General features: G+C 68.4%; 14 protein-coding genes. 6 read left to right on the forward strand and 8 right to left on the reverse strand.

Annotated elements, in window-relative coordinates; genetic code table 11:
• Positions 1-736, reverse strand: a 736-nt coding sequence (locus tag VJ655_RS06030) for an SH3 domain-containing protein (protein WP_324110176.1), incomplete at its 3' end; no start/stop codon positions are given.
• Positions 737-832: 96 nt separating this feature from the next.
• On the opposite strand from VJ655_RS06030, the gene VJ655_RS06035 reads away from it, so the two are divergent.
• Positions 833-1693 carry a crotonase/enoyl-CoA hydratase family protein gene (locus VJ655_RS06035; protein WP_324110161.1) on the forward strand — a complete coding sequence of 287 codons (861 nt, stop codon included), beginning with the start codon at positions 833-835 and terminating at the stop codon, positions 1691-1693.
• 132 nt (positions 1694-1825) lie between these two features.
• Here VJ655_RS06035 and VJ655_RS06040 read toward each other — a convergent pair whose 3' ends face one another.
• From VJ655_RS06040 to VJ655_RS06055, 4 genes are all read right to left on the reverse strand, one after another.
• Positions 1826-3262, reverse strand: coding sequence for an alpha/beta hydrolase (locus VJ655_RS06040; protein ID WP_324110163.1), 1437 nt, complete (start codon positions 3260-3262; stop codon positions 1826-1828).
• Between the two features lie 60 nt (positions 3263-3322).
• Positions 3323-4561 carry a pentapeptide repeat-containing protein gene (locus tag VJ655_RS06045; protein WP_324110164.1) on the reverse strand — a complete coding sequence of 413 codons (1239 nt, stop codon included), beginning with the start codon at positions 4559-4561 and terminating at the stop codon, positions 3323-3325.
• Between the two features lie 105 nt (positions 4562-4666).
• Entirely contained in the window at positions 4667-5626 is a 960-nt protein-coding gene (locus VJ655_RS06050) for a magnesium transporter CorA family protein (RefSeq protein WP_324110165.1), read from the reverse strand.
• A 48-nt stretch (positions 5627-5674) separates the two neighbouring features.
• Positions 5675-6376: a CHAP domain-containing protein gene (locus tag VJ655_RS06055; protein WP_324110166.1), complete on the reverse strand. Its 702-nt coding sequence runs from the start codon at positions 6374-6376 to the stop codon at positions 5675-5677.
• A 590-nt stretch (positions 6377-6966) separates the two neighbouring features.
• Between VJ655_RS06055 and VJ655_RS06060 the strand changes: the two genes are divergently transcribed.
• On the forward strand, positions 6967-7755 hold the full coding sequence (locus tag VJ655_RS06060; RefSeq protein WP_324110167.1) for a TerC family protein: 789 nt from the start codon (positions 6967-6969) through the stop codon (positions 7753-7755).
• A 76-nt stretch (positions 7756-7831) separates the two neighbouring features.
• Positions 7832-9418 (forward strand): MDR family MFS transporter, encoded by a 1587-nt coding sequence (locus VJ655_RS06065; protein WP_324110168.1) that lies wholly within the window; start codon positions 7832-7834, stop codon positions 9416-9418.
• A 23-nt stretch (positions 9419-9441) separates the two neighbouring features.
• Here VJ655_RS06065 and VJ655_RS06070 read toward each other — a convergent pair whose 3' ends face one another.
• Positions 9442-11601 carry a primosomal protein N' gene (locus VJ655_RS06070; RefSeq protein WP_324110169.1) on the reverse strand — a complete coding sequence of 720 codons (2160 nt, stop codon included), beginning with the start codon at positions 11599-11601 and terminating at the stop codon, positions 9442-9444.
• 122 nt (positions 11602-11723) lie between these two features.
• Here VJ655_RS06070 and VJ655_RS06075 point away from each other — a divergent pair, with 122 nt between their 5' ends.
• The 3 genes from VJ655_RS06075 (at position 11724) to VJ655_RS06085 (ending at position 15485) form a co-directional block, all read left to right on the forward strand.
• The gene (locus VJ655_RS06075; protein WP_324110170.1) at positions 11724-12404 is read left to right on the forward strand and encodes a DUF484 family protein; all 681 of its coding nucleotides are present in this window, start codon (positions 11724-11726) and stop codon (positions 12402-12404) included.
• The gene (locus VJ655_RS06080) at positions 12401-13327 is read left to right on the forward strand and encodes a tyrosine recombinase XerC (protein WP_324110172.1); all 927 of its coding nucleotides are present in this window, start codon (positions 12401-12403) and stop codon (positions 13325-13327) included. Before VJ655_RS06075 ends, VJ655_RS06080 begins: the two co-directional genes overlap by 4 nt.
• A 154-nt stretch (positions 13328-13481) precedes the next feature.
• Entirely contained in the window at positions 13482-15485 is a 2004-nt protein-coding gene (locus VJ655_RS06085) for a methyl-accepting chemotaxis protein (RefSeq protein ID WP_324110173.1), read from the forward strand.
• A 141-nt stretch (positions 15486-15626) separates the two neighbouring features.
• On the opposite strand, the gene VJ655_RS06090 is transcribed toward VJ655_RS06085, so the two are convergent.
• Entirely contained in the window at positions 15627-15926 is a 300-nt protein-coding gene (locus VJ655_RS06090) for a hypothetical protein (protein ID WP_324110174.1), read from the reverse strand.
• 75 nt (positions 15927-16001) lie between these two features.
• Positions 16002-17402, reverse strand: coding sequence for a dihydrolipoyl dehydrogenase (gene lpdA / locus VJ655_RS06095; protein ID WP_324110175.1), 1401 nt, complete (start codon positions 17400-17402; stop codon positions 16002-16004).
• Positions 17403-17691 lie beyond the last annotated feature (289 nt).

Raw genomic sequence — 17691 nt, forward strand, 5'->3', positions numbered from 1 at the left:
AGGCGCTGTAGCGCTGGCTGGTGGTCCCGCGCCCGCCGCCCGAGACCGAGGCGTCGATCACCCGGCAGCTGGCGACCGCTTGGCCCGATGGCCGCACTAACGAGGCGGACGCGTAGCCGACGCCCTCGCCGCCACGCCCCACCAGCACCCAGCCGCCGGCCGGCGCGAGACCCAGGGCGTCGAAGGTCTCGCCCGCCGCCAGTTTGCCGACCACCGCCGCCCGCGTCGACGGTCCGGCGCGCAGGTTGGCGGTCGATCCGGCGACATAGGCGCCGCCGGCGGCCTCGTAGCTGGGCAGGGCCTGGACGCCCGGCGCGAAACGGATGTTGCGGCTGTCGATCGGCGGGCCATAGCTGGACGAGGCCACGCTGACGCGGCCGGAATTGCCGGTGCGCTTGTTGTACCAGCTCTGGGCGACGCCGGTTTCCAGCGCCTTCTTGGTGGCTTGCTCGGCCAGGGCCGCGTCGGTCGACTGCATGCGGCAACCGATGTAGGAGCCCGCCGCCGCCCCGGCGGCCGCGCCGATCAGCGTGCCCAGGGTCTTTTCGTTCTTGGCCAGGTTTCGGCCCAGCAGGGCGCCGGCGGCCGCGCCGATCAGGGCGCCGCCCTCCTGCTTCTTGCCCGAGCCCTCGCAGGAAAAGAGGCCGCCCAACGGTCGCGACTGGGCCAGGGCCGGCGCCGGCGTGGCGATCAGGCCAGACACCGCCAGCACGGCGGCGGCGAAGCCCGAAGACATCTTGCGCGCGTTCATGTCGTTTTCTTCCCTAGGGTCAATGTTGTCGCCGCGCGCCGACCGGCCGATAGTCGGTTATCATCGATAAGGGAGGCCGGCATGAGCAGCCACGATCAGGCGGAGTATAGCTGTTTCGAGGTCGAGATCGAGGCCGGCGTCGCGCACATCCAGTTGAAGCGGCCCGAGGCCATGAACACCATGACCCGGCCGTTCTGGAATGAACTGCCGGCCATTGTGCGAAATATCGACGACAATGCATTGGCCCGCTGCATCGTCATCTCCTCGACCGGCAAACATTTCAGCGCCGGCATGGATCTTTCGGTGTTCACCGACGACGAGGGCGTCACCGCGCGCGTCGACGCCGACCGCCATGTGGCCGGTGAGAGCTTCCGCCGCTTCGTGCACTTGCTTCAGGACAGCTTCACCTGCCTGGACAAGGCCCGGATGCCAGTGATCGTCGCCATTCAGGGCGGCTGCATCGGCGGGGCGGTGGACTTCGTCAGCGCCTGCGACATCCGCTACGCCACCGCCGACGCCTTCTTCGCGATCCAGGAGATCAATATCGGCATGACCGCCGACGTCGGCACCTTCCCGCGGCTGTGCAAGCTGATCCCGGAAGGCTGGGTGCGCGAGCTGGCCTATACCGGCCGCCGCCTGCCGGCGGCGCGGGCGCGGGAGATCGGCTTGGTCAACGAGGTGTTCGACACCCACGAGGCCCTGGTCGCCCACGCCCTGGCCACCGCCCGCGAGATCGCCGAGAAATCGCCCCTGGCCGTGGCCGGCAGCAAGGTGATGATCAACTACGCCCGCGACCACACCATCGCCGATAGCCTGGACTACATCGCCACCTGGCAGACGGGAATGTTCTCGGGCGCGCACATGGCCGAGGCCTTCACCGCCAAGGCCCAGAAGCGGGATGCGGTCTATCCGGACCTGCTGCCGCTGAAAAAGAAGATGTGAGACCCAGAAATCCCTCTCCCCTTGCGGGAGAGGGTGGCCCGCAGGGCCGGGTGAGGGGTCGCGCGACGCCGCCGAGAAACCCCTCATCCGTCGGCTGCGCCGACACCTTCTCCCACAAGGGGAGAAGGAAACTCAGTTGTAAGTAAACTTCATCGCCTCATCCGCCGCCGGCAGGCAGCCGCGGTCCACGGGCTTGGTCGGATCTTCGAAGAAGCTCCGGATCATCTTCCGTACGCAGGGGCTGCTGCGCGAGACGCCATGGGTGGCGTTGGTGACGATCACCACTTGCGAGCCCTGATAGCCCTTGGACGCGGCGCGGGTCAGTTCCGGCGGGCAGCCGGGGTCGATCTCGGCGGCCAGGAACAGGGTCGGGATGGCGGTCTTGACCGGTTGCTGTTCGACCTTGGAGATCGCGCCGACGTCGATTCCGGCGCAGACATCGTGGAGGCGCTGCATCGACACCACCATCAGGCGGGCGACGGGATCGCTCTCCGTGCCCTTGGCCACGTCCGCCCTCGCCTCGAACGGGATCTCCTCCTTGCACAGGTGGGTCATGAACTGGCCTTCGCTGTAGTAGTCGCGGCTCTCGACGAAGTCCTGGACCGGCGACAGGTCGCCCTGAATGATCTTCCACAGGTCGCGCGGCAGCACGCCGGCGGTGAAGTAGCTGGCGTCCATCAGGTAGCCGCCCAGGTCGTCGGCCGTGTAGGTCTTGCCGCCCACGGTCTGCGGGCCGGCCAGGAAGCGCTCGGCGACCACGGCCAGCTTGGCCTTCAAGTCGGGATAGCGCTGGGCGCACTCGGCCACGACCGCGCACTTGGCCATGACGATGTCGATCGAGCTGGAGACCATGGCCGGCCCGCCGACGGTCCAGTCAGCCTCCGGCGGCCAGGGCGAGTCCTGGACCACCGCGCGAACGCCCCGCGGCGCGTGGGTCTGGATCGCGGCCTCGATCCGCGTGCCGTACGAACCGCCGAACAGGTCGATCAGCGGCAGGTTCAGGACCTTGCGCAGGTCCTGGACGTCCTGGGCGACCTCCACGGCGTTGTAGCGCGACAGATTCACGCCCTTGGCCTGGAAGGCCTTGAGGCAGGCGACGATGCCTTGCGCGTCCTTGTCCGAAGGCGGCCCCGCGTCGGTCAGGTTGGTTCCGGGGCAGTCCAGGTTCGGGTCGGACAGACCACCGCCGCGCTGGTCGATGAAGATCCAGTCCTGGTCGATGGCGACGTACTCGCGCGAGGCCTTGCTCTTGAGCATGCGCGGCAGGGCCTTCAGGGCCGAGCCGCCCGGACCGCCGTGCAGATAGACCACCGGCGGCAGGCCGGCCTTGGGCGCGGACGCGCTGACGATGGCCACGGCCACCTTGATCCGCCGGCTCTTGGGATCGCCCCGGGTTTCGTCGACGATCAGGTTTCCGCAACGGACCTTCAGGTCGACGCCCTTGTAGTCGCCGACGCAGGCGACGGGCTTGAACTGCGGCGCGGCCGCGTGCGCGGCGCCGCCGAGGACGGGGAAGGATGCGAACGTCAGCGCGCCGACGGCGGCGGCGATCCAGGACTTGGGCGACATCGAGAGCTCCAGCGAGTTGCGACCATCAACACCGAGGCCGGCGCTTGTCGCAAGAGCCTGTCAGGATCGCGAAGCCGTTCCCGGCGGAAGCTCGGCGCCGCGCAGGTCCGCCCCGTCCATCTTGGCCCGGTCGAGGTCGGCCTCGATCAGCCGCGCGCGCGGGGCGCTGGCGCCCCGCAGGTTAGCGCCGCGCAACACCGCGCGGGTCAGGTCGGTGCGCAGGACCCGATCCTCGGCGATCTTCAGAGGACCCAGTTTGGCGTTGGAGAGATCCGCGCGCGCCAGCTGAGCGCCGACCAGGCGCGCGCCGCGCAGATCCGCACCGCGCAGCTTGGTCCCGCGCAGATCGGCGCCGGCCAGGTTGGCGCCCTGCAGATGCGCCCCTTCCAGGTCCATGCCGAAGAACACCGCCTCCGGCGCGTAGAGGCCGCTGAGGCGGCGCTCCTTGAGGCGCTTGAGGGGGCGGAAGTCGACGGACGAGGCGCGGGCGGCCTTGCCCTCGCGGCCGTCCGACCGGCAGAACAGCTCGTGCGCCTCGATCACCTCGTTCAGGGGCAGGTCGTCGATATAGACGATCGGCGGCGGTGCCCGCAGCACGTCGGTCAGGTCGGCGGCGGTCAGGTCCGCGCCGCTGACGTCGACGCCGACCATCACGGCCCGGCGCAGCGAGACATTGGTCATCTCGGCGTTGTGCAGGTTGGCCCCGGTGAGGTCGGCCCCATCCAGGCAGGCGTTGGCCAGCTTGGCGCCCTGCAGGCTGACGTTGGAGAGGTCGGCGTCGGTGAAGTCGGCCTTGCGAGCGAAGGCGCCGGACATCTGCGCGCCCGACAGGTTGGCGCCCTGCAGCATGGCGTAGTCCAGCTCGCCCGGTCGCTTGGAATGCTCCAGGATGCGCAGGCCCTTGTCGTCGTCCTGGACGGCGGTCAGGCCCTCGCGCAGGTCGCAGCCCGACAGGTCGGCCCCGCCCAGATTGGCGCCGCGCAGGCAGGCTCCGCGCATGTCGCAACGCGACAGATTGGCCTCGCGCATGTCGGCGTCGCGCAGGTCGGCGCCATAGAGCGTCGCGCGCACCAGCTTGGCCCCGCGCAGCGACGCCCCGCCGAGCAACGCGCCCGTCAGGTCGGCCTCGGAAAGGTCGGCGCCGTCGAGCTCGTAGTTGTTCAGGTTGACGTAGGACAGCACCGCCCGACGGCCGGCTGGCAGTCCCTTCAGGTAACGGCCATGCGCTTCCACCGCCTCGCGCACTACCGAGGCGTGAAGACTGCGGATCAGACTCGGTCGTGAAGACGCGGGAGGCATCGTGCGGTTGGCGAGATTGCTTTTTCGGGGAAGCGAGAACAGCGTTCAGTCTGCCACGTCAGCTTTAAGCAAAGGTTCAGAACCGCGACAGAAAGTCGCGCCGCTCTACAGCCAGCCCTTGCGCTTGAACCACAGCAACGGCGCGCCGGCGGCGAACACCATCAGGGCCACGGCCATCGGATAACCTTCCATCCAGCGCAGTTCGGGCATGTGCTCGAAGTTCATGCCGTAGATCCCGGCGATCAGGGTGGGCGGCAGGAAGATCACCGAGAAGACCGAGAACACCTTGAAGATCGAGTTCTGCTCGATGTTGATCAGCCCCAGGGCCGCGTCGAGCAGGAAGGTGATGTTGCCGGCCAGGTAGCTGGAGTGGTCGGTGATCGACTGGACGTCGCGCTGCAGCGACTTGAGATGGTCGCGAAGCTCCCGCTCGCCGTCGAACTGCTCGGCCAGGGCCGCGAAGCTGATCAGCCGCGCCAGGCTGACCAGGCTGTCGCGAGCCTTGGAATTGATGTTCTGCGCCCGGCCCAAGCGGTTGAGGATCTGTTCGAAGGCCACGCCGCGCGGGCGGCTGAAGATGGCGCGCGACTGCACCTCGACCTCGGCGGCGGTGCGCTCGAGGATGTCGGCGGTCCGGTCGACGATGGCGTCCAGCAACCCCAGGAAGGTCTGCAGGCCGTTGGGGCACAGGCTGGGCTGGCGCTCCGCCTGAGCGGCGAACACCGAAAAGGCGCGCGGCTCGACATAGCGAATGGTGACCAGGCGCGCGCCCGCCAGGACGAAGGTTACCGGCGCGGCGGTCGGCAGGTCGCCGTCGGCGTTGACCAGCACCGTGGCGGTCATGAACGTACCGCCGTCCTCCTGGTAGAGGCGTGAGGAGGCCTCGATCTCGGCCATCTCCTCGCGCGTGGGCAAAAGCAGGCCGATCGACTGCTCGACGGCGACCTCTTCGGCGCGGGTGGGATCGACCAGCTCGATCCAGACCGCGTCGGCGGGCACGCGCCAGTCGGGCGACAGGCCCCCGGCTTCGAAGCCCGGAGCGCCGTGACGGAGGATTCTGAGCATGCGCGCATCCTAGCTACGGGTCGGGTGTGCCCCGACCCAAGCTTCAGGTCAACGCGGCGGGTTCTGCTTGTTGGCGTTGTCGCCCGACGAACCACCGCCGGTCGCGGCCTCGATCAGAGCGGCGATCCGGTCGGTCGAGTCGGCGGCCTGGCTGATGATGTCCAGCGGCGAGGAACGAACCGACGAAGCCACCTGATTGGCGGCCTGCTTGGCGGCCGACACCACGGCGTTCTGAGCCATGGCGATCTTGCTGGTGGCCACGGCGATCTTCATCGCCTGGGCGTCCTGATAGATGAAGCCGTTGGTCGGATAGACCGTCGTGCCCAGGTCGCGGATCGGATCGTACCAGACCTTGACCTGCGTCCAGTCCCCGTTGGGCGAGACGTCGACGACGGTGACGTCCTGTTCGATCTGGCCGCGGTCGCCCTCGATGATCGACCAGTTGGCGTGGGTGACCTGGATCACCCGATCGGTCAGCACCTGGCTTACGAAAGCCACGTGGCCGAGATTCATGCGAGCGGTAGGCTTGAAGGAAAGAACCGAGCCGATCTTCGGCACCGATCCAGTGTCGTACTTGCCGGCCGCTTGCGACCACCAGGTGCGAGCGTCGCCAAAGATCTGGATGCCGGACATGAGACGCGCGAACGGAACGCACTGCCAGTAGCCGTCGGCGTTAGCCGCCGCCGGCGCCAGGCTGATCATGGCGGCAGCGGCCAGGGAACCCAAAAGGGCCCTCGTCCGTTTCCTCATGCTCTGGGTACTCCCCCGCGTCACTGGCTAAGGGATAACCCTGCCCGAGACGTGTGAAAAGAGCCTTAATGCCGCGGAGGCGGCAACCAAGCGGCGCCATTTCGCACCCCAGCCCCAAGACTTCATCGCCTGGAGAGAGCCTGTCGCCCTGACATAGGGCCTTTTCGAATACGCTGCCGTAAAGGCGACGCTAATCAATATTCAGACGAACGGCGGCGGTTTGTCACGCCGGTTATTCAGAGTTGGAATCCGGCGTTCTTCATTCCTGAAATGGCCGATCAACATATCCTGGAGAATCGACTTCTGATCTCAGCCGGACTGGCGAACATCTAGGTCGATCCAGACCCCCAGCGGGCCGCGAAGAGACTCTCAAACATGTGGATGAATTGGTGGCAAAAACCGCGGCGCCAATTTGAGCGGCCGCGCGCTGGCCCTGCCCACGAACGCGGCGCCCGCCCTTTCCGATCGCCGCCCCTATCCGCCGCCGATTTCGCCGACCGGCTCTCGACAAGAACCTAGGTCGCCCCCATTTCTCTTCGTTAGGCGGTTTCGCGCGGGGAGGCGCGGAGCCACATCCTTCGTGGGGATAGATGAACGAAATAATCAGCTTGCTCGCCGACCCAGCCGCCTGGGCCGCGTTGGTCACGCTTGTCGTCATGGAAGTCGTCCTAGGGATCGACAACCTCGTCTTCATCTCAATTCTGTCCAACAAGCTGCCGGAGGCTCACCGCCAGAGGGTGCGTCGGATCGGCATTTCCCTGGCGCTGATCATGCGCCTGGTGCTGCTGTCGACCATCGCCTTCATCGTCGGTCTGACCGCGCCGGTGTTCGACCTGGGCATCGCGGGTCCGGCAGGGACGCACGGCGAGCCGGGCTTCGAGACCGCGTTCTCGTGGCGCGACCTGATCCTGATCGCCGGCGGCGTCTTCCTGATCTGGAAGGCGACCAAGGAGATCCACCACAGCGTCGACCCCGGCAAGGGCGACGAGATGCTGGAAAAGGACAAGGCCTCCGTCGTGATCTCCAACGTCGGCGCGGCCATCGTCCAGATCATCCTTCTGGACCTGGTGTTCTCGATCGACTCGATCCTGACGGCGGTCGGCATGACCGACCACCTGCCGATCATGATCGCCGCGGTGGTCATCGCCGTCGCCGCCATGCTGCTGGCGGCCGACCCGCTGGCCAACTTCATCAACGACAACCCGACCGTGGTGATGCTGGCCCTTGGCTTCCTCTTGATGATCGGCACGGTCCTGATCGCCGAAGGCTTCGGCGCGCACGTGCCCAAGGGCTACATCTACACCGCCATGGCCTTCTCGGCCGGCGTCGAAGGGCTGAACATGCTGGCCCGCAAGCGGACGACCAAGAAAGAAGGCTAGTCGAAACGCGCGGTCTACTGCCGAGGTTTGGAGCGTGATAGTCGGCGATACCGGCTGTCACGCTTCCAAGGCCCAGATGACCCCGCAAACCTTTACCGACGCCGAGCGCCGCCTGACCCTGGCGGCGCTGATGATCGTCTTCCTGCTCAGCGCGCTGGATCAGACCATCGTATCCACGGCCATGCCGCGGATCATCTCCGAGCTGAACGGCCTCAATCTCTATTCGTGGGTGACCACGGCCTATCTGCTGACCTCCACGGTCATGGTGCCGATCTGGGGCAAGCTGGGCGACATCTTCGGGCGCAAGCCGGTGCTGATCAGCGGCATCTCGATCTTTCTGGCCGGGTCCTGGCTGTCGGGGCTGTCGGGAGAGTTCGGCACGCTGCTGGGCGTGCCGGGCATGGTGCAGCTGATCGTCTTCCGGGCCCTGCAGGGGATCGGCGGCGGGGCGCTGTTCACCACCGCCTTCGCCATCATCGCCGACCTCTACCCCCCGCGCGAGCGGGGCAAGTTCGCCGGGATCTTCGGCTCGGTGTTCGGCCTGGCCAGCGTGCTGGGTCCGATCATCGGCGGCTATTTCACTGACCACGGCACGGTGCAGGTCGGGACCCACACGGTCGCCGGCTGGCGCTGGGTGTTCTACGTCAACCTGCCGCTCAGCCTGCTCTCCCTGTTCATGGTCATCGTCAAGATGCCGCCCCTAGAGCACCGCCAGGCCGGGCGGATCGATTTTCTGGGCGCAGCCCTGCTGATCTGCGCCTTCGTGCCGATGCTGCTGGCACTCAGCCTGGGCGGCCACAACTTCGCCTGGACCTCGCCCGAGAGCCTCGCGCTGTTCGCCCTCGCCGCCATGTCATTGGTCGCCTTCGTGGTCGCCGAGACCAAGGTGTCCAACCCGATCCTGCCGATGCACCTGTTCCGGAACCGAGTGTTCACCACCGCCAACCTGGCTGGCTTCCTGATCTCCATGGCGTTCATGGGCGTGGTGATGTTCCTGCCGCTGTACCTGCAGCTGGGCCGCGGCGTGGCGGCCACGGTCAGCGGCATGACCATGCTGCCGCTGATGGCCGGGCTGATCCTGGGCAGCACGGTCGCCGGCCAGCTGGTGACCCGGACCGGCCAATACAAGCCGCTGATGATCGGCGGCGCGGCCATCCTGCTGCTGTCGGTCTTCCTGCTGCACGATCTTTCGAAGATCCACGGCCTGGCGCTGCTCTGTGTGCTGCTGGCCTTCGTGGGGCTGGGCCTGGGGCCGGGTCAGAGCCTGTTCAACATCGCCACCCAGAACGCCGTCGATCCGCGCGACATCGGCGTGGCGACCAGCTCCAACCAGTTCTTCCGTCAGATCGGCTCGACGGTCGGAGCGGCCCTGGCCGGCGCCCTGCTGACGGCGCGGCTGGCCGGTCTGCCCGGCGGCGGGCTGGATCTCGGCGCGCTGGAGGGCATGGCCGTCAAGGCCGCCGCCCGAGGCCAGGCGGCCCACGCCGACCCGGTGCTGCAGGCGGCCCTGGTCGACGCGGTCAGCGGGGTGATGATCGCGGCTCTGGCGGTGATTGCTCTTGGCCTGCTGACCATCCTGTTCATCCCCGCCTTGCCCCTGCGCTCGCGCCAGCCGATCGGCGACGCGCCGGTGCTGAATAAGGCCGAGCCGACGAACAGCTAGGCTCCTCTCCACAGCGGGGAGGATTACAGGAAGCTGTAGGGGTCGATGTCGATGACCACGCGGACCGAGTTCGGGATCTTGGTCCGCGCCCGCCAGGCCGCCATGAAGCCCTGCAGGTCCACATTGCGCTCGGCGCGCACCAGGAACCGCTTGCGGCGGCGACCGCGCACCAGGGCCAGCGGCGCGTCGGCCGGCCCGAACACCTCCACCCCCTCGGCGTTGGGAATGACGGCGGCCAGGGCCTCGACATAGGCCTCGAGGGCGGCGGCGTCCGGCCCGGACGCAATTAGCGCCGCCAGCCGGCCGAACGGCGGCAAGCCAGCCTCCTGGCGCATAGCCATCTCGGCCTCGACGAAGGCGTCGCGGTCCTGGGCGGCCAGGGCCTGCATCACCGCGTGGTCGGGCGCGTAGGTCTGCAGCAGGGCGCGGCCGGGCTTCTCGTGACGACCCGCCCGCCCCGCCGCCTGGGCCAGCAGCTGGAAGGTCCGCTCGCCCGCCCGCAGATCGCCGCCCCGCAAGGACAGGTCGGCGTCGACCACGCCCACCAGGGTCAGGTTCGGGAAGTTGTGCCCCTTGGCCGCGGCCTGGGTGGCGACCAGTATGTCGATCTCGCCGGCGGCCATGCTGGCCACCAGGGCCTTGGCCCCTTCGGCGTCCATCACCGTGTCTGACGAGAACACCGCCACCCGCGCCTCGGGGAAAAGGTGCCGCGCCTCCTCCTCGACCCGCTCCACCCCCGGGCCGATCGACACTAGCGAGTCCTTGGCTCCGCAGTGTGGGCAGGCTTCGGGCTTCTTCATCGAAAAGCCGGTCAGGTGACAGACCAGGCGCCCGGTATAGCGGTGCTCGACCAGCCAGCTGTCGGTGTCGGGCGACTTCATCTTTTCGCCGCAGGCCCGGCACAGGACCAGCGGCGCATAGCCCCGCCGATTCAGGAACAGCATGGCCTGCTCGCCGCGATGCAGGGTCACGGCCATCGCCTTGATCAACGGCGGCGACAGCCAGCGACCGGGCTCGGGCGGCGTCTGGCGCATGTCGATCAGGCCGATGTCGGGCAGTTGCGCCGCTCCATGGCGCGCCGACAGCCGCAGCCAGCGATAGCGGCCGGTCTGGGCGTTATAGAGACTTTCCAGCGACGGGGTGGCCGAGGCCAGCAGCACGCTGGCGCCCTCGATCTTTCCGCGCGCCACGGCCAGGTCCCGGGCCTGGTAGATGAAGCCCTCCTCCTGCTTGAACGAGCTGTCGTGCTCCTCGTCGACCACGATCAGCCGCAGCTTGCGGAAGGGCAGGAACAGGGCCGAGCGGGCGCCGACGACGATCCGCGCGTTACCGCTGGCGACCGCCTCCCAGACCTGGCGGCGGCGCGGGGGCGAGACTCCCGAATGCCACTCGGCCGGAAGAGCGCCGAACCGCTCTTCGAAGCGAGCCATCACCGCCTGGGTCAGGGCGATCTCGGGCAGCAGCACCAGGACCTGGGCGTCAGGGTCCTTCAGCGCCTCGGCTACCGCCTCCAGATAGACCTCGGTCTTGCCCGAGCCGGTCACCCCGTCCAGCAGCGCCGCCTGGAAGCCGCCGGCGTCCAGCATTTCGGTCAGCACCTCGACGCAGGCGGCCTGGCCCGGGTTCAACTGGCGCGGAGGCAGGGAGAGATCCGGCTGCGGCAGGCCGCGTTCGGGCTCGACGAAATCGACCGCCAGCGCCCCCTCGTCGACCAGGCCCTTGACGACTCCGGCCGAGACGCCGGCGGCCGAGGCCAGGGCCGCGCCGGAAAGCTTCACGCCCTGAGCGGCGGCCAGCGCCTTCATCCGGGCCGGGGTCATGCGCGTAGGCTGGACGCCGGTCAGAACCAGCACTTTGTCGGGCTTGGGCGGCGGGTGGCGCAGGCCGCGCAGGGCCATGGCCAGCGGCCAGCCTGGGACGTCGACCGAGTAGCGTGCGGCCCATTCGACGAAGGTCAGCACGCCGGGCGGCAGGGGCGGGTCGGCCACCTTGCCCAGCACCGCCTTCAAGGGCCGGTTGCCGCCGGTCCCGTCCCGCAGGGCGGTGACCACGCCGCGAATCACGCGAGGTCCCAAGGGCACGGCCACGTGGTCGCCGACGGCCAGGTCCAGGCCCTCCGGCTCGGCGTAGTCGAAGGCCTCCGGCAACGGCATCGGCAGCAGGACGGAGGCGATACGCGGCATGGTTCAGAGCTTCTGCCGCGAAACCGTCCCCAGGTCGAGAGGCCCTTCGCGGCGATCGTCAAGGCCGCGTTAACCGTATTGCGGCTTCATCGGTCGTTCAGTGCAGGAACGGTGGACAGGTGATGAGCGAACCGACGCGTGCGGCCCGAAAGCCGACGATGGACGCCGAAAGCGTGCGGGCGTTCCTGCGAACGGAGCCGGAATTCCTTCGCCAGGACGAGACGCTGCTAGGCGAACTGGGCCTCAAGGTCGACGCCAGCAACATCCTGGACTTCGGCCCCGCCGCCCTGGCCCGCGCCGCCGCCGCCCACAAGCGCGAGGCCTTGGCCCGCCAAGCCATCGAGGCCAACGCCCGCGCCAACTATTCGGCCCAGGCCCAGACGCACGCGGCGGTGATCGATATGCTCGACGCCCGCAACCATTCCGACCTGGCCCGCCGCGTCGACGAGATGTCGATCCTGCGCTTCGGCCTGGCCGCCGGCGCCCTGGCGCTGGAAGGGCCGCACCGGGTGCCCGCCGGCTGGCGCGCCCTGGCCGAGGGTCAGGCCGACATGCTGCTCGGCGACGCGCCGATCGCCCGCATGGGCTTCTTCGCCCCCGCCCTGCCCCTGTTCGGCGACAAGATGGAGATGATCCGCAGCATGGCCCTGGTTCGCATGGCCATCTGGGAGCCCCGCCGCGAAGCGGTCCTCGCCTTCGGCTCGACCGATCCGGAGGCCTTCGCCCCCGACATGGGGACCGAACTGGTCAACTTCCTGGGCCGGGTCATAGAGCGCACGGCCGAACGCTGGCCGGTGCCATGACCGCGCGCCAGGCCCTGGCCGCCTGGCTCGACTACCTGACGCTCGAGCGTCGGGCCTCGCCGCGCACGGTGCGCGCCTATGGCGACAACGTCCTGGCCTATCTGAACTTCCTCGAGGGCCATCGTGGCGAAACCCTGGCGCTCTCGGCGCTCGGCGATGTCTCGGCCGCCGACCTGCGCGGCTATCTCGCGTTCCGCCGACAGGAACGAGGCGCGGGCGAACACGCCCTCGCCCCACGCTCGATCTCCCAGGCCCTGTCCTCGATCAGGGCCTTCCATCGCTACGTCGACCAGCGCCACGGCGTGGCCAACGCCGCCATCGGACTGGTGCGCGGCCCTCGCCTGAAGGTCGGCCTGCCCCGGCCGGTCTCCGAGGACCAGGCCCGCGACCTGATCGCCGAAGCCGCCGGCGACGTGGAGCGCGAACCGTGGGAGACCGCCCGCGACGAGGCGGTGCTGACCCTGCTGTGGGGCTGCGGTCTGCGGATCTCGGAGGCGCTTTCGCTGACCTGGGCCGACGCGCCGCTGGGCGCGGCGCTGCGCATCACCGGCAAGGGCGGCAAGACCAGGATCACGCCGGTTCTGGACGCCGTGCGCGAGGCTGTCGCCGTCTATGTCGACGAGCTGCCGTTCGTTCTGTCGCCCGACGAACCGCTGTTCCGGGCCAAGCGGGGCGGCCCCCTCTCCCCCCGCCATGTCCAGGGCCTGGTCCAGACCCTGCGCGGTCGGCTGGGCCTGTCCGACCGGGTGACGCCGCACGCCTTCCGTCACGCCTTCGCCACGCATCTGCTGGGCGCGGGGGCGGACCTGCGCGCGATCCAGGATCTTCTGGGCCACGCGTCCCTGTCGACGACGCAACGCTACACCCAGGTCGACGCCGCCGGCCTGCTGGCCGCCTATCAGGCCGCGCACCCCAAGGCTTAAAGCCCCGCCCTTCCGTGGGGGTTATGTGCGACACACTGTCGCGCAGGTCGCGCCATACAGCGAAATTAACCGCGATTTTACGGCCGGCAGAGCTCTTGGTCTCGAGAAACGTGCTTTCCGCCATGCACGGGATGCGCGCCGCTGGAGGCCCCCGATGAAATTCGACGACCTGAAGATTTCCACAAAGGTGGCCCTGCCGGCCGTTATCCTGACCGTGGTCGCCCTGGCGATCGTGGCCATGGGGACCTGGCAGTCGCGCCAGGCCGAGCAGGCGACGCGCGTGCTGGTCGAACAGCGCGCGCCGGCCGAACTGGCGGCGGCCCGCTTCAATCGCCGGGTCACCGCCATCGGCTACTCCGCCTATCGGACGGTGTCGAACGACGGCGCCTCCGTCGAGGCCAAGGAAGCCAGCGCCGACATCGACACCGCCTACAAGGACGGCAAGAAGTATCTGGCGGCGCTTAAAGCGTCCGACCCGGGCTCCGCCAAGGCCGTCGCCGATTTCGGCGCCCGCCTGGACAAGATCTATTCCAGCGCCCGTCAAGGCGCGGATTTGGGCCTGCAGAACGCCAACGAGGCCGCGGTCATGGTCATGGCCGTGATCGATCCGGACATCGCCAGTCTGAACAAGGACGTGAACACCTTCGTCGAGATCCACGCCAAGGCGACCGACGCCATGGTGTCCGCCACCTTCAAGCAAGCCTCCACCAACACGATCGTTTCGGTGCTGTTCGGCGTCCTCTCGGCCGGCGCCGCCCTGGGCTTCGCCCTGTGGATCGGCTCCAAGAAGATCGCCGCCCCGCTGAACGCCACCGCCAAGACCATGGACATCCTGGCCAACGGCTCGGTCGACGTCGAGGTCAAGGGCGCCGAGCGCAAGGACGAGGTCGGCGCCATGGCCCGCTCGGTCCAAGTGTTCAAGGACAACGCCGTGGCCCTGCGCACCGCCGAGGCCGCCCAGCAGCGCGCCACCGCCGAGACGGAAGCCGAGCGTCGCCGCAACCAGGAAATCGCCGAAGCCGCCGCCAAGGAACAGGCCTTCGTCATGGAAGCCATCGCCACGGGCCTGAACCGCCTGTCGGACGGCGACCTGACCTACCGCGTCGACCAGGAATTCCCCGAGGCCTACAAGCGCCTACAGAACGACTTCAACGGCGCTATCGCCCAGTTGGAAGAGGCGATGGGCACCATCGTCCACGCCGCCAACAGCATCGGCGCGGGTTCGGACGAGATCGCCTCGGCCGCCGACGACCTGTCGCGCCGCAGCGAGCAACAAGCCGCCAGCCTGGAAGAGACCGCCGCCGCCCTGGACGAAATCACCGCCACGGTGAAGCGCTCGTCCGCCGGCGCCGACGAGGCCAGCAAGGTCGTCGGCTCGACCCGCGCCGACGCCGAACGCTCCAGCGTCGTGGTCCGCAACGCCGTCGACGCTATGAACGAAATCGAGAAGTCGTCGCAATCGATCAGCCAGATCATCGGCGTGATCGACGAGATCGCCTTCCAGACCAATCTGCTGGCTCTGAACGCCGGGGTCGAGGCCGCTCGCGCGGGCGAGGCCGGTCGCGGCTTCGCCGTCGTCGCCCAGGAAGTCCGGGCCCTGGCCCAGCGCTCGGCCGATGCGGCCAAGGAGATCAAGACCCTGATCTCGACCTCCAGCCAGCAAGTGAACCAAGGCGTCAGCATGGTCGGCCAGACCGGCGAGGCCCTGCAGGCCATCGTCGTCAAGGTCGGCGAGATCGACGCCCTGGTCAGCGAGATCGCCGCCTCGGGCCAGGAACAGGCCACCGGCCTCAACCAGGTCAACGCCGCCGTCAACCAGATGGACCAGACCGTCCAGCAGAACGCCGCCATGGTCGAGCAGTCGACCGCGGCCAGCCACTCGCTGAAGGGCGAGGCCGGCAATCTGATGCAGATGATCAGCCGCTTCCGCGTCGGTGGCGCGGCGGGCGGGGCGACCACCCGGTCGGCTTCGCGTCCGACGGCCCGCGCCGCGGCTCCGGCCGCCTCGCGTCCGGCTCCGGCCAAGGGTCCCGCCCTGGCCTCGGCCGCCGCTCGTCCGGGCGTCAACCCGGTCGCGGCCGCCCAGGCCAAGTTGGCCAGCTTCGCCAAGGGCTCGGCCGCTCCGGCCGCCGTGGCCGAGGACTGGGAAGAATTCTAAGCCCTGGAGCGGGGCGCGCGAGCCCAGCGCGTCCTGCTCAGACAGGTTTCAGTACGCGTAAGCGCCCGCTGAGCGGCGGGCGTCTCCTCCCCAAAACGACTTTGGCCCCGCCTTTCCTCAAGGCGGGGCTTTTTCTTTGTTTCATGGCTTGGGGACGCGCCGAACGATCGGCGTGCGAACGGGACAGCCGTCGATCATCCGCATGACGGCGCGCTCACCCATCGCCCAGGGCATGCGATTCAGGGGCATGGCGGAGGCGTCGGAGTCCTTGCTCGCCAAGGTCGCCCGTTGGCGACATTCCGAGGCCGGGCGCTGACCCGCCATACGGGGGGCGCGCGAGAACGGAACGGCCACTGGGGCGCGGGACGGCGCCAAGGACGCGTCGACGACGGCAGGTGACGCCTGCAAGGCGCCGGCCAGAAACAGGCCGGACAAAAACATGGCGGGGCTCCTTGTGAGAACCCCGCCACTTTACGCCCGGTCGAACGGGCGCGATATCAACTTTAGCTCAGAACGTCAGGCCTGCATCGTCCAGCCCTCGACGCCCATGGCCGCCTGGCGGATCGCCTCCGAGCGGGTCGGGTGCGGGTGGCAGGTGCGGGCGATGTCTTCCGAGGCGCCGCCGAACTCCATGGCCACGCAGACCTCGGCGATCATGTCGCCGACGTTCGGGCCCACGGCGTGAGCGCCCAGGATGCGGTCGGTCTTGGCGTCGGCCAGGATTTTCACGAAGCCGTCGGTCTCGTGGTTGATCTTGGCGCGGCTGTTGGCCAGGAACGGGAACTTGCCGACCTTGTAGGCGACGCCCGCGGCCTTCAGATCGTCCTCGGTCTTGCCGACCGTGGCCACTTCCGGGCTGGTGTAGATGACGCCCGGGATGATGTCGTAGTTGACGTGACCGGCCTTGCCCGCGATCAGCTCGATGCAGGCCACGCCCTCATCCTCTGCCTTGTGGGCCAGCATCGGACCCGAGGTCACGTCGCCGATCACCCACACGCCCGCGACGCCGGTCTTGAAGTGGTCGTTGGCGATCATGCCGCGCTTATCGGGGGTGATGCCGACCGTCTCCAGGCCCAGGCCTTGGGTGAACGGGCGACGGCCGATGGCGACCAGCACGTAGTCGGCTTCGATCGTCGTGGCCGCGCCGCCGGCGACCGGCTCGTGGGTCAGCTTGACGCCCTTGGCCGAGGCGGTCGCGCCGGTGACCTTGGCGCCCAGCGAGAACTTGAAGCCCTGCTTGGTCAGGATCTTCTGGAAGGCGTTGGCGACCTCAGTGTCGGTGCCCGGCAGGATGCGGTCCAGGAACTCGACGACGGTGACTTCGGCGCCCAGGCGCTTCCAGACCGAGCCCAGCTCCAGGCCGATGACGCCGGCGCCGACCACGACCAGGCTCTTGGGAACTTCCGGCAGCGACAGGGCGCCGGTCGAGTCGATGATCCGCTTGTTGTCGATCGTCACGCCCGGCAGCGGGGTCGGCTCCGAGCCAGTGGCGATCACGATGTTCTTGGTCTCGAGGGTGGTTTCCGAACCGTCCTCGGCCTTCACGACCACCTTGCCGGGCCCGTCGATGCGGCCCCAGCCCTTCAGGTAGTCGACCTTGTTCTTCTTCATCAGGAACTCGACGCCCTTGGTCAGGGCTTCGACGCTCTCGGCCTTCTGCGCCATCATCTGCACGAGATTCAGCTTCGGCTTGGCCTCGATGCCCAGCTTGGCGAACTCGGGGCCGGTCGCGGCCGCGTACATTTCCGAAGCGTGCAGCAGGGCCTTGGACGGCATGCAGCCGACGTTCAGGCAGGTGCCGCCCAGCTTGCCGCGCGACTCGACGATCGCGGTCTTCAGGCCCAGCTGGCCCGCGCGAATCGCGGCGTTGTAGCCGCCGGGACCGCCACCGATGATGACGACGTCGTATTGAGCCATGGGTCTATCGCCTCGAGGACGCGCCGAAATCGGCGCCGGACAAATATGGGGCCTCGCCGGCCAATTGTCAGACCTCTGGAGGCGGGTGTTCCTTAGAACCAGAGTGTTAAAAACGAAACCACATTTCGGCGCCCGCCGCCTTGAAACTAAAGGAAAATGGGCGAGCCGCGCCCTCCCCGGGATGGGGATGGCCACAAGCTTGACATTGCGGCGCCTGGAGAGCGCCACGGTGCGGTGGCGTCTTAGGGGCATGAAGCTGCGCGCACCTCTTTTCGCCGCCCTGGCGGCC

The organism is Caulobacter sp., from assembly GCF_035254145.1.
Taxonomy (GTDB): Bacteria; Pseudomonadota; Alphaproteobacteria; order Caulobacterales; family Caulobacteraceae; genus Caulobacter.